This is a genomic window from Mesorhizobium shonense, assembly GCF_040545255.1.
Classification (GTDB): Bacteria; Pseudomonadota; Alphaproteobacteria; order Rhizobiales; family Rhizobiaceae; genus Mesorhizobium; species Mesorhizobium shonense.
This window is the reverse complement of sequence record NZ_JBEPLM010000015.1, coordinates 1-12,338: the sequence shown is the minus strand read 5'-3', so window position 1 is coordinate 12,338 and position 12,338 is coordinate 1. Positions and strand designations below refer to the sequence as shown.

The window sequence follows — 12,338 nt, the reverse complement described above, 5'->3', positions numbered from 1 at the left end:
CGCATGGTCGAGACACGGCGGGCAATAAGGAGAAGCTAATGAAAAGCGACTTTGCCGCCGCCCACCTGCACCTCGACAGGGCCTGTCACTATCTGCGCGGCGACGACGAAACCAGCCGCACGGCGCTCGCCGCGCTCGACCTTGTGATCGAGGCGGTCGCTACCGCCCAATATGCCCGGCCCGAGGCCGAGGTGGTGCCGTTTCCGGCGGCTTCAAAGCGGGCGATGCCCCCCATCGCATCCTGACCTATCCGCCTGAAAGGGCGGGAACATTTCAGCCCGGCCGCACATTGTGTTATATGGGGTGTGGCCGGCTTATTCGGCCGGCCACGGCGGGAGGCACGTGGCACGGGGATGTCTCAGGTCCAGACCATAAAACCAGCCGAGGCGGCCGCCGCGCCGCGAGGGTCCGACGCGTTCGCGCTGAAGCTGACCTCGTCCGAATTCGCGACCACGATGTCGCATTTTCACCGCGCCGAGATCGCACGCATGGCCGGCTGGCGCGACCGGCTCGACCGCACCAGCAACTGGTCGATCACGGTCGTTGCCGCGATGCTGTCGGTGTCGCTGTCGACGCCGAGCGCGCATCACGGCGTGCTGCTCTTTGCCATGCTTTTGATCACGCTGCTTTTGTGGATCGAGGCGCGCCGCTACCGCTTCTTCGACGTCTATCGCGCAAGGGTCCGCCAGTTCGAGCGCTATTATTTCGCACAGATTTTTTCCCCGCAGCCGGACTACGCCTCCAACTGGCTGGCCATCCTCGGCGAAGGCCTGCGCTCGCCGCGTTTCCTGATCTCGCAGCGTTCGGCGCTGATCAGGCGGCTGCGCCGCAACTACGTCTTCATGTACACGATCCTGATGCTCGCCTGGGTCTTGAAGATCACCACGCCCAGCCTGTCGCGCGAAGGCTCGCCGATCGGCTTCGGCGCCTCGCTGCTCGACACCTTCCGGGTGGCGACGCTCGGTCCTATCCCCGGCATCGCGGTGGTGTGCGGCGTGGTGGTGTTCTATATCGGCATGCTCGCCGCGGCTTTCCTGATCAGGGCCGACGACGGCGAGCTGTCGTTCGGCGACGTGCATGTGTGAGGGAGGGAGTCAGTAGTCGGCAGTGAATAGTGAGCAGGAAATCAGCCTGCGTGGACGCGCCCTGTTCACTATTCACTATTCACTACTTCCTTCACTGCAACGAACGCGCCACACGGAACTCCTTCGTGGTGTTGCGGTTGGGATAGGGCTCGGCCGGCACCGGGACGCCGAGATGGGCGCAGAGCGGCTCCCAGCCGTCGCCGAGTTTGTGGACCAGCAGGCGCCCGGCCGGCACGGTGTTGAGCACCGCCGCGACATTGGCCTCGTAGACGGCGATCGCATGCGCCCGGTCCTGCGGGCGGCCGCCGAAGACCTGCTTCGAGACGAGCGAAATGCCCAGCGAATCCTGGTCCCGGCTGTCGGCGATGGCCGGCAGTATGGTCTTTTGGAAACTCTCCCACCAGCTTTCGGGCGAGCGCCAGGTGAGGATGACGCGCGCCCGCGGATAGGCTTCGATCAGTTCGCGCCAGTAATGCGCCGACGGCCAGTCGACGCATGATTTATAGCCGGCAAAGAGCCTGTTCCAGCCCGGCGCGGCGCCCTTGGCCAAGGCGCGCCAGAGCCGCTTCTGCTCGTCATGCGTCATGACCTCGAACATGTGGTGGCACGGCCCGAAGCCGAGCATCGTCAGCGCCTCGCGCATCGAATCGGTACCGGTCCGGCCAAAGCCGGTTCCAATCACCTCGATCGACATTCTTCCCCTCCTCCCTGAAGCAAGTCAGCCCGCGAAAATCACTCTCCCTGGACAACGAGCCGCAAGCTATTGCCCTCTGGATCTGCGGCCTCGATGGCGCCCTCGATCTTTTTCACCGACACGTCGGCGACATTGAGCCTGGAACCCACCGCATCAAGCTGCTCGGCCGACGCAAGCTCGACCGTGAAATGATCGAGGCCGGCGGCATTCGGCGGCGGCTCGCGCAGTTCGTCGCGCGCCCAGATGTTGAAGGCGATCATATGGGCGCGACGTTCGGTGCCGCAGTCGAACATGCCGAAGGTCCTGGACTGGATATGCGGCTTGAAGCCGAGCACGCCGACATAGAATTGCATCAGCGCCTCCGGCGTGCGGGCACGCATGTGGATGTGGCCGATGAAGGCGTCCGCAGCCATCCTCGGCTCGACATGGCCGGAATTGCCGAGATCGCGCAGCAGGCCCGGGACGTCCAACGGCTCGAGCCCGGAATGCGCGCTGCCGTCGGTGGCGATCAGCGCCACGCGGCCCTCGGCCGACACTTCCCGGCGCAGGAAGCGTTCCGGCGTGTCGAAACAGATCTCGATGCCGTTTCCGGATGGATCGGAGACGTAGAGCGATTCCGAAACCAGATGGTCCTGGGCGCTGTATCTCAGGCCCGACGCCTTGAGGCGGGCGGCGGCATGAGCGAGATCGCGGCGGGTCGTCACATGGATGGCGACGTGGAAAAGATCGCGCGATTTCTGCGGCAGGGGTGTCTGCGCTCCGGCATGGAGCACGATCAGCGTCCTGCCGCCGGCGCCGAGCGCTGCGGTCGCGTCGTTCTCGCCAATCGGTTCGAGTCCAAGCGTGTCGCGCCAGACGGTCAAAGCCGCCGGGATATCGGTCACCTTGAGGTGGACCGGCCCGAGGCGAGTGGCTTGAGACAGCAATCCTTCGCCCATCGTCGTCTATCCGATTGCGGTCGGGAACATATTAGCTCTGAACGATATTTCTGTCTTGCGCCAAGTTCGGGTTGACCCCTCCCCGGCGGGCGGCGACTATTGCGGCGATAGACTGAGGAGGAATTCACATGGACGAGACCGACCACTGGCGCAACATGGCGAGCGCGCCGAGGGACGGCAGCCGCATCCTGGTCACGGTGCGCTCGTCCGAACAGGGACCGGCGGAGGTCGACATGGCCTACTGGTCGCGCGCCGACCAGTTCGGCGAGGAAGGCTGGCGGGCGTCCGACTCCTCGCCGGGCCGCGTGGTCGAATATGCCGAGCCGGAGCTCAGATGCTGGATGCCGCTGCCCACCGCCGGGCGCGCGTCGATGCCGAGCCCATGGGAGGGCGATGACGTACCGCTGGTCGATGGGGAAGGGATTTAGCGAGGCGCTTTGGCAATTGGCGAAAGCCGGCGCGACGGCTGATCTCCCCCCTTGAGGGGGAGATGGCCGACAGGCCAGAAGGGGTACCCGCGCATGGAGCGCCGACGTGATTTCCGTCGCGGAAGAGGTTGGCGCTTTACGCGCGGCACCCCCTCTGTCGCCTTCGGCGACATCTCCTCCTCAAGGGGGGAGATTAGCAGCGCCCTACCCCACCGCCACCAGCACCTCCCCCGCCTCCACCTTGGCAGGATATGTCCTGAGGTTGATGCAGGGCGGCAGGCGCTTGGCCGCTCCCGTGCGATAATCGAAGGCGCCGGAATGCTTTGGGCATTCGACCTCGTAGTCCATGACCAGCCCGTCGGCGATGTGCACCGCCTCATGCGTGCAGAGCCCGTCGGTGCAGAACACTTCGTCGTCGGGCGAGCGGAAGACCGCGTAGGTCTTGCCGCCGTGATCGAAGCGGCGGGCGCCTTCCTGTTCGATGTCGTCGAGGCCGCAGGCCCTGATCCAGCCGGTCATTTCTTTTCCTTTTTGCATGGCGAACGTCCCCTCACCCGGATTGCCAACCGAATTGCAAAGGCAATTCGGGGCAATCCGACCTCTCCCCGAGGGGAGAGGAGCATGTCAGCGCCGGCGCCAACCTCTTCTCCCCTCGGGGAGAAGGTGGCCGCGAAGCGGCCGGATGAGGGGGAGTCCCGCCGTAATCCCAAGCTCTAGTTCTTGCCCAGGTACTCCGCCGCGTTTTCCGGCGTCACCAACTCGAACGGCACGTAGACGACGCGGTCGACCTTCTCGCCCTTGGCGAGCGCGAGTGCCGCGTCGACACCGCCGCCGCCCTGCCCCTTGGCGTTTTGGAAGACGGTGACGGAAAGATCACCCGCTTTCATCGACTGCAGGCCATCCTGGGTGGCGTCGATGCCGCCGACCACGACGTTCTTCATGTCGACGCCGTTGGCCTTCAGCGCCAGGATGGCGCCGATGGCGGATTCGTCGTTGTTGGCGATCACGGCGTCCGGGGCCGGGCCGGCGGTCAGCCAGTTGGTCATCAGGTTCTGCGCGTTGTCGCGCGACCATTCCGACGACTGCTTGTCGGTGACCTTGATGAAGTTGCACATGTCGGTGGCAAAGATCTGCTCGACATCCTTGGTGCGCTGGAGTGCTGCCTGGTGCACGAGGCTGCCCATGACGATGTAGGCGGTGGCGCCGGCCGACTTGCCCTTGGCGCGCAGCATCTTGCAGACCTCGAAGGCTTCCAGCGTGCCGGACTCGACTTCATTGGAGCCGACATAGACTTGGCTTGCCGGCAGCTTCGCCATGTCGACCGGCTCGAGATTGACGAAGACCAGCGGAATGCCTGCCTTGGCCGCCTCCTCGCTGATGGTTTTCGAGGCATTGGTGTCGACCAGCGTGACGATGATGGCGTCGACGCCGCTGGCGATAAAATTCTTCACCTGGTCGAGCTGTTTGGCGACGTCGTTCTGGGCATCTTCGACCTGGATGTCGGCGCCCTTCTCCTTGGCGCGGTCCTGCATGCCGTGCATCAGAAGCGTCTGGAAATTATTGTCGAAATTGACGATCGAGACGCCGAGCTTGGCGGCGAATGCAGTTGCCGGCATCGACAGAGTCGCGGCAAACGCCGTCGACCACAGAGTGGCTAAAGCCGCCGAGATGAGAAGTTTCTTCACGGGTTTCCTCCCTTTGCAGATGGGTGCCGGTTCACCCCGCTTTTGTCTCCGGCCCTTGCGGGATGGCTAGGCGGATGGCCAAGGCCATCCACCTTGCTGTCTGTTCGGGCGTCATTTCGCGGCAGCAGCGTTGGCGCGCGCCTTCTTCTTCTCGTAGCGGGCCTGCATGCGAGCCTCGCCCTCTTTGCTGCCGTCGTGGAAGGTGCCGAACCAGCGGTCGAACGGGATCAAGCCGTCGCCGTAGTTCACCTCGAAATATTTGTGGTGCAGGTAGTGGATGTAGGCGTGGCTATCGACGCCCGTGTCCTCGGTCAGTTCCACCTTGTCGAAGCCGACATGGCCGGGAATGGCGCCGAAGCCGGCATAGTGTAGCTGGTAGAGCGCGAGCAGCGGGTTCGATGGGATGATCAGGTGCCAGAGCGCCACGCCGAGATAGCCGAGCTGCTCCGCCGGATGCATCGACAGCGACGACCAGGGCGACGGGTTCACCGAATTGTGGTGCACCGAATGCACCCATTTGTAGAGCGGACCCCAGTGGATCGCCCGGTGCAGCAGGAAGAAATGCGTCTCGTGGATGATCGGCACCGCCAGCGCCAGGCAGAACAGGTAGACCGGATGCTGGGCGAAGGTCAGCCAAGGCACATGACCATTGGCATAGGCGTAAAGGATCGCCACCTCGATCGCAGTCCAGATCGGCATGCCGGTGCCGAAGGTGCGCAGCATGTTGTCGATGTTCTGGTTCTCGAAGAAGAAGGCCTTGCTCTTCTGCTCCGAGGGCCATTTGCCGTTGTATTTGAAGCGGCTGCCCTGGGCTCTCAAAATGTAGAGTCGAAGCTCGAAGGCGCCGAAGAAGACCAGCAGCGCCGCACAGTTGACGAGGAAGAGCCGCAGGATCCAGCCGACAGAGAGTGTCTTCATCGTCTCGACGTCAGGCAGCACGAAATGCCACCACGCCACCGCCGAGAGGGCGAACAGCAGATTGTAGGGCAGGAGGTAATGCGGCAGCCATTTCAGCAGCGCCAGCGGCCGCGGCGGGAAGGTGAGGAGCGGTGCCGTGCCGGCCGGTTCGTTGGGCGCCCAGTCGCCCCTTTTGTTGCGCGTGCCGTATTTGAGGTCGTCCATGGCTGGTCTCACAAGGATTGTGCGAGGGTGAGGAAGCGGTCATAGGCGGCATCGTCCATGTCCACCTGATGCTTCGCTTCCGGATAGGCGCCAGCGGCGACGTCGCGGCCGAAGGCGCGGAAGGCACTGACGCGCTTTTCCTGCAGCTCGGCCTCCAGCGTGACGAAGTCGGCGTAGCGCTTGGCGTGGCGCGGATAGTGCCCGGTGTGGGTGCCCAACACATCGCAGGAGAAGAGATATTGCGTGTCGCAGGCGCTGCCGCAGCCCATGCCCATGGTGATCAGCGGCGTCGAGCGCGTGATATGCTCGGCGAGGCGCACCGGCACGACTTCCACTTCGATGCAGGCGGCGCCCGCATTCTCGAGATCCTTCGCAGCGCGCAGCACCTTGAAGGCTTCCTCCGCCGTGCGGCCGACGGCGCGAAAATTCGTCCAGGTGGCGCGGTTCGGCACCAGGCCGACATGGCCGGTGACGGGGATCCCCTCGGCCGCCATGGCCTCGATGAAGCGCGGCGAATGCGATGAATAGACCGCATCGGCGCCGCGCTTCATCATGGCGAAGCCCAGCCGCACCGCCTCATCGGGCGAAGCGACCGCGCCATGCGGCATGCCGACGGAGAGGAACGCATGCGGCGCCGCCTGGCGGATGGCTTCGAGATTATGGTCGGGCTCGCAGGAGAGGATGACGATGTCGCAGGCGACCGCGGCGGCAGCCTCCGCAGGCGTGTCGACATGCAGCTGAAGCCATTTGCGGCTGCCCTTGGCGCTTTGCAGGTCGTAGGCTGTCAGCCGTCTTGTCACCGATAATCCTCCCGTTCGCGGGCGGATCGCAGGTGGAAAAGCCCCCTCACCCGGATTTGCCAATCCGAATTGCGAAGGGCAATTCGGGCAATCCGACCTTTCCCCACAGGGAGAGGAGCCGCATTGCGTCGGTGCCCGCCCTCTTCTCCCCTCAGGAGAAGGTGGCCGCGCAGCGGCCGGATGAGGGGAGAGTCCGATCGTCTCCCGTTCGCGGTCGAGTTAGCACCGTGATTGCCGCGAAGGCTTGCGCTACCTTGATCAAATCAGATCAAAGGTTCTCGGCGGTGAAAGTGATGAAGCGGATCGGCGGATTGTCGACCGGCAGGTCGTGCAGGTTGAGCGCGGCCAGCACCAGGTCGATGGCGCGGCGCGCCTGCGCTTCCGGCGCCTGGTCGAGCGCGACATCCATCGTGCCTTCGCGCAAGCCGCGCGTGCTGCGTTCGGTGAGCTCGTGGCCGACGAAGAAGATGTCGCGACCGCGCGGGTGACGGCGCAGCACCTCGTTCAGCGCGGTGTTGGCCCCGCCGGCATTGTAGAGGCCGGCAAGGTCCGGCCAGCGCACAAACGCCTCATGCAGCTGCTCGGCATTGCGGTCGCCGTCGTCGAAACCGAAGAGTGTGGCGACGGGCTCGAAGTCTCGCCCCTGTTCGATCAGGTAGTCGAAGAAGCCGCGCACGCGGTCGCGGTGGACGCGGTAGATCTGGCTGTGGCAGATGGCGACAACCTTGCCCGGTTGGCGCTGCATGCGCGCCATTAAGAGCCCGGCCATGCGTCCGGCGGCATAGTTGTCGATGCCGACATAGGTGCTTTTGGTGCCGGAGATCTGGGTGACGATCTGCACCGTCGGGATGTTTTTCGCTTCGAGCTTTCGGAGCGCGGCGCTGACCAGCGGATGGTCGGGCACGGCGAGGATGAGGGCCGCGCGGCGCATCTCCGGTTCGAGGATGCGCTTGGCGATCGCGGCCGGATTGGCCTCGTCGAGGAAGGTGCGGTGGACGGCAATCGTGCGGTCCAGCGTCGCCGCGATGCGTTCGAAGGCGCGGGACAGCCTGGCGAAGAAGGTCGCGTCAGGCCTGACCAGGACCACCTCGATGCGGATGACGCCGCGATGCGCCTCCGGCAGCCGGCGCGGATAATCGAGCGAGCGCGCCGCCGCCACCACTTTCTCGACGGTCTCGGGCCGCACCCCGCCCCTGCCGTTCAGCACGCGCTCGACCGTCGCCGTGCCGACGCCGGCGCGGCGGGCTATTTCGAGGAAGGTTGGCTTTGGAATGGATGGCTCCCTGGGGTGTGTCGGCGAGGACAAAGTAGCCAGGGGCTATTCGATTTCCAAGGCGAGGTTCGCGTCCTTTCGCGCCCCCTGTCTAGGAGGACAGAGGGGGCGCCGTAGAGCAGAAAGGCCAGGCTTTTAAGGTCGGAGCGGCGACGCCGATCTTCTAGCACGCTGGCGAAACAGCGCAGCCAGCGCCGACACGGCCAGCACGAGGAGCCTGCGCATTCCTCCTATAGGGTCGAGCATTGGTGGGGTCGCCCGGCATGCTCGCTGCCGTTCTAGGTACTGCGCCAGGGAGATGTCGTGGCGAAGGGTTGCAGGTGCAGTGTCTTGGCGCCGGAAAGGGTCGTCGTCTTGCCGGAAGGGCCAGTCGGCCGGGCCTGGGGGCAGCATGGGGTTCTCCCGCGTTTTACATCCCTGCAACTGTCCGCCACGGCCGTGACGAGGCTCGAGAAGGCAGCGTGATCAAATCGTGAAAAAGACTGCGTCGGACAGATCGCGGTTGAATTGGCACCGACTAAGCGAAAGAATTGCCTGGAAGCGTGGCTGGGGCGGAATCCGATGACGGGGCCGCATCTTCATCTGCTGGGTGGTTTCGACTTTGCGGGCGTGGGGGCGGCAGCTCCCGTGTTCAGCCGCAAGGCGCGCGCAATGGTAGCGTATCTCGCGCTGCAGGCGGGGCATCCCCAGTCCCGCGAGAAGCTCGCTGCGCTCCTCTGGGGCGTGACCGGCGAGGCGCAGGCCCGCATGAGCCTCCGGCAGGCCGTGTCGGCCATCAGGAAGGCGATGAGCGCCTCGGGTGGCGGGCGCTTCGTGACCGAGGGCACGAGCATTGCGCTCCATCTCGACGATTTCGACTTCGACGTCGCGCGGTTCGAGGCGCTATCAACAAGCTCCGCGCCCCAAGATCTGGAGCGGGCTTTGGCCGTTTACCGCGGTGACCTGCTTGACGGGCTTGGCCTGAGGGAAGAGCCGTTCGAGGACTGGCTGCGGGTCGAGCGCGAGCGCCTGAGGACGATGGCCGTCGCTGCGCTGGACAGACTCATCATCCATTACACGGCCGCGAACGATCCCGCCTCTTCCATACGCGCGGCCACTCGCCTGCTGGCGATGGAACCGCTGCGCGAGGACGCCCACCGCGTCTTGATGCGAAGCTATGCCGCGCAGGGGCGGATCAACCTCGCGCTGAAGCAATATGAGCTCTGCCGCGACGCGCTGCAGCGCGATCTGCGGCTGATGCCTGAACCGGGAACACGGAATTTGCACGACGAGCTGCGGGCGCGCCGCGGCGCATCGCCTTCCAGGCTTACACATCCGGTATCGGCCTCCGGTTCCGAGCCCGCGCGCCCGCCGACCCATTATGTCAAATCGGCCGGGATCAACATCGCCTATCAGGTCACCGGCGACGGGCCGATCGACCTCGTCTATGTGCCGGGCTGGGTCTCCAATCTCGATCTTGCTTGGGGATCACCGCGCTTTGCGCATGTGCTTAACCGGCTCGGCACCTTCTCGCGCCTGATCCGCATCGACAAGCGCGGCACCGGTTTGTCCGACCGCGGTGTCGGCCTGCCGACGCTGGAAATGCGCATGGAAGACGTCCGGGCTGTGCTGGACGCTGTGGGCTCCACACGCACGGTGCTGTTCGGCAGTTCGGAGGGCGGCCCAATGTGCATGCTTTTCGCCGCCACCTATCCCGATCGAACAGCCGCGCTGGTTCTCAACGGCACCTATGCCAGGGGCGGCTGGGCCATGGATTATCCCTGGGCGAGAACGGTCGAGCAGGTGCAGCAGGATGTTGATACCGTCGAAAGAGAGTGGGGGATGGCTGCCGACATGAGCAACGCAGCGCCCAGCCTGACCGAGAACGTAGTCGAGCGGGAGTGGTTCGCCGCCTATCTCAGAAATTCGGCCTCGCCGGCCGACGCGGTCGCCCTCTGGCGCTGGGCCACTGAGATCGATGTGCGCGACATCCTGCCGGCCATCCATGTTCCGACGCTTGTGGTGCACAGGACAGGCGATCGTTGGATAAAACCAGAGGAAGGACGCTATCTTGCAACGCATATCGAGGGCGCCAAATATCTCGAGCTGGCAGGCAGAGACCACGTAATCTGGGGCGAGGACTGCGACCGCCTGGTCGACGAGATCCGGAGCTTCGTTACCGCCGCCCTGCCCCCGGTCCCAAGTCAGCGCCTGCTGCTCACGGTTCTGGCAATCGGGATCGAAGCCGCCAACGAAAGGGCAATCGACCGATGCGCGGATGCGATCCGGGACGAGTTGCTGCTGTTCGACGGCAAGGAGATCAGGCGTTCAGGCGGCAGGCTGCTTGCCGTTTTCCAGAGGCCGACGCGATCGATCCAGTGCGGGATCGCGATCGGCGACAGGTTGAAGACATCTGGCATCGATCTTCGCGCTGCGGTTCACATTGGCGAGTGCGAGGCGCGCGGCGAGGATTTCTCCGGCATCGCCATCGAGGTCTCGTCGCGCCTGCTGGATCTTGCCCGGCCGGGCGATATCATCGCATCGCGGACGGTGCGCGACCTGATCGCCGGCTCCGGCCTGACATTCGAGGAACATGGCGAGATGAAAGCGAGTGGCCTGCCGGGGGCGCTTCAGTTCTTTTCGGTTACAGCGACGCCCACAAGCGCTGGCGCGTGACCGTCCTGGCACGGACGGATCGGCGGGACAGCGCCCACCTCTGCCGTCCAGGGCATCTCCCCGCAAGGAGAGATCGGCAGCTTCAACCTTCAGAACAAGAACGCCGCCGTGACCGGATTCGGCCCCGTGCGTCCGTCGACAGAGTCCATGCCGCGGATGGTCTCCATGTCGCCCCCATCCAGCTCGAAATCGAAGACGTCGAAATTGGCGGCGATGCGGTCCCGGTGGATCGACTTCGGGATCACGACCAGCCCTTGCTGCAGATGCCAGCGGATGATGACCTGCGCCACCGACTTGCCATGCTTCTTCGCGATCCCCTCAAGCGTCGGGTCGGCGAGCAGCCGGCCGCTGCCCAACGGGCTCCAGCTTTCGATCCTGATGCCGTGCTTGGCATGGAACTCGCGCTTGTCGCGCTGCTGGAAGCGCGGATGCAGCTCGATCTGATTGACGGCGGGCGTGACGCCGGTTTCGCCGATGATGCGCTCCAGATGGTCCTGGTTGAAGTTGGACACGCCGACCGACTTGATGCGGCCGGCCTGCTTGAGCTCGACCAGCGTCTTCCACGCCTCGACATAGTTGTTCTGGCTGGGCACCGGCCAATGGATGAGGAAGAGGTCGATCTGGTCGATGCCGAGCTTTTGCATCGTGTCGTCGAAGGAGCGAAGCGCCGCATCGCGCTGGTGGCCGCCATTGCGCAGCTTCGAGGTGATGAACAGCTCAGCCCTCGGCACGCCTGCGGCGCGGATCGCCTCGCCCACGCCCTCCTCGTTTCGGTAGCCCTCGGCGGTGTCGATCAGGCGGTAGCCGGCCTCGATCCCCCAGCGCACGACTTGTGACGTGATATCCGGATCGACCTGCCACACGCCGAGCCCGATCTGAGGGATTTTTGAGCCGTCGTTCAATGTCAGCTGTTCAGGCATGTGTGGTTCCTTCTGCACGGTGGGTTGGCCCCGCTCTATCTAGGCTGCGGTTTCAGTAATGCGAGTCGATGATGTCGAAGGGGAGATCGGCAGCTTCGGCGCCGCGCCATGGAACCTAGTCGCCCCTGGCCGACTTATGACTGAGGGCTGGGGCGCGACCCGACGGAGTGCCATGGCCTACGATCGAAACCGAATCTCACCTGGCAGCGAGAACGCTACAAGCGCGCGGCAAGAGGCACGCAACCGCTTCGTCATCGTCATCGGGGCATCGGCTGGCGGGGTGGAGCCGCTGAAGCAGATCGTGAGCGACCTGCCCGCCGACCTGCCGGCGGCCGTGTTCGTCGTGCTGCATGTCGGCCAGGTCAGCTACCTGCCGGCAATCCTCGCCCGCGTGGCCACGCTCAAAACCTCGGTAGCCAAGAACGGCGCGAAGTTCAAAACCGGCAACATCTATGTGGCGCCGCCCGGCTTCCATCTTCTCCTGCATGGCGACCACATGATGCTGCGGCGCGGACCGCGCGAAAACCTCGCCCGGCCGGCGATAGACCCGCTGTTCCGCTCGGCGGCGCTGAGCTACGGCGCGAGTGTCATCGGCGTGCTGCTTTCGGGCTCGCTTTCCGACGGCACAGCCGGCCTGAGGGCGATCAAGGCCGTCGGCGGGCTCGCGATCGTGCAGCACCCGAAGGACACGTTGGTGCCTTCCATGGTGGAAAGCGCGCTGCGTTACGTCGAAGTCGA

At 64.7% G+C, this 12,338-nt stretch carries 13 protein-coding genes; 5 read left to right on the top strand and 8 right to left on the bottom strand.

Translation table 11 applies throughout. The features are described from left to right. Nucleotides 1-38 precede the first annotated feature (38 nt). On the top strand, nt 39-245 hold the full coding sequence (locus ABID26_RS28760) for a hypothetical protein (RefSeq protein ID WP_126100812.1): 207 nt from the start codon (nt 39-41) through the stop codon (nt 243-245). A gap of 108 nt (nt 246-353) precedes the next feature. Further along, entirely contained in the window at nt 354-1,085 is a 732-nt protein-coding gene (locus tag ABID26_RS28755) for a DUF2270 domain-containing protein (protein ID WP_126100813.1), read from the top strand. Nucleotides 1,086-1,176: 91 nt separating this feature from the next. On the opposite strand, the gene ABID26_RS28750 is transcribed toward ABID26_RS28755, so the two are convergent. Continuing rightward, on the bottom strand, nt 1,177-1,779 hold the full coding sequence (locus ABID26_RS28750) for a sulfotransferase family protein (protein ID WP_292303848.1): 603 nt from the start codon (nt 1,777-1,779) through the stop codon (nt 1,177-1,179). A gap of 38 nt (nt 1,780-1,817) precedes the next feature. Then, complete coding sequence (locus ABID26_RS28745) at nt 1,818-2,717, bottom strand: VOC family protein (RefSeq protein WP_292303846.1); 900 nt, start codon at nt 2,715-2,717, stop codon at nt 1,818-1,820. 128 nt (nt 2,718-2,845) lie between these two features. Between ABID26_RS28745 and ABID26_RS28740 the strand changes: the two genes are divergently transcribed. Next, a complete protein-coding gene (locus ABID26_RS28740) occupies nt 2,846-3,145 on the top strand; it encodes a hypothetical protein (protein ID WP_292303844.1) in 300 nt (99 codons plus the stop codon). A 204-nt stretch (nt 3,146-3,349) separates the two neighbouring features. Here the strand turns inward: ABID26_RS28740 and ABID26_RS28735 are convergent, their stop codons facing one another. The 5 genes from ABID26_RS28735 to ABID26_RS28715 all read right to left on the bottom strand — a co-directional run bounded on the left by ABID26_RS28735 (nt 3,350) and on the right by ABID26_RS28715 (nt 8,025). Further along, nucleotides 3,350-3,664 carry a MocE family 2Fe-2S type ferredoxin gene (locus tag ABID26_RS28735; protein ID WP_126100817.1) on the bottom strand — a complete coding sequence of 105 codons (315 nt, stop codon included), beginning with the start codon at nt 3,662-3,664 and terminating at the stop codon, nt 3,350-3,352. Between the two features lie 194 nt (nt 3,665-3,858). Then, on the bottom strand, nt 3,859-4,830 hold the full coding sequence (locus tag ABID26_RS28730; protein ID WP_292304689.1) for a substrate-binding domain-containing protein: 972 nt from the start codon (nt 4,828-4,830) through the stop codon (nt 3,859-3,861). Nucleotides 4,831-4,941: 111 nt separating this feature from the next. Next, on the bottom strand, nt 4,942-5,952 hold the full coding sequence (locus ABID26_RS28725; protein ID WP_292304688.1) for a sterol desaturase family protein: 1,011 nt from the start codon (nt 5,950-5,952) through the stop codon (nt 4,942-4,944). A gap of 8 nt (nt 5,953-5,960) precedes the next feature. Then, complete coding sequence (locus tag ABID26_RS28720) at nt 5,961-6,752, bottom strand: 3-methyl-2-oxobutanoate hydroxymethyltransferase (protein ID WP_126100819.1); 792 nt, start codon at nt 6,750-6,752, stop codon at nt 5,961-5,963. A gap of 268 nt (nt 6,753-7,020) precedes the next feature. Then, nucleotides 7,021-8,025 (bottom strand): LacI family DNA-binding transcriptional regulator, encoded by a 1,005-nt coding sequence (locus ABID26_RS28715; protein ID WP_292304691.1) that lies wholly within the window; start codon nt 8,023-8,025, stop codon nt 7,021-7,023. Nucleotides 8,026-8,586: 561 nt separating this feature from the next. On the opposite strand from ABID26_RS28715, the gene ABID26_RS28710 reads away from it, so the two are divergent. Then, the gene (locus ABID26_RS28710) at nt 8,587-10,680 is read left to right on the top strand and encodes a bifunctional AfsR/SARP family transcriptional regulator/alpha/beta hydrolase (protein ID WP_292304687.1); all 2,094 of its coding nucleotides are present in this window, start codon (nt 8,587-8,589) and stop codon (nt 10,678-10,680) included. 89 nt (nt 10,681-10,769) lie between these two features. Here ABID26_RS28710 and ABID26_RS28705 read toward each other — a convergent pair whose 3' ends face one another. Beyond that, complete coding sequence (locus ABID26_RS28705; protein ID WP_189521243.1) at nt 10,770-11,600, bottom strand: aldo/keto reductase; 831 nt, start codon at nt 11,598-11,600, stop codon at nt 10,770-10,772. 172 nt (nt 11,601-11,772) lie between these two features. On the opposite strand from ABID26_RS28705, the gene ABID26_RS28700 reads away from it, so the two are divergent. Further along, nucleotides 11,773-12,338, top strand: a 566-nt coding sequence (locus ABID26_RS28700; RefSeq protein ID WP_354417220.1) for a chemotaxis protein CheB, incomplete at its 3' end; no start/stop codon positions are given.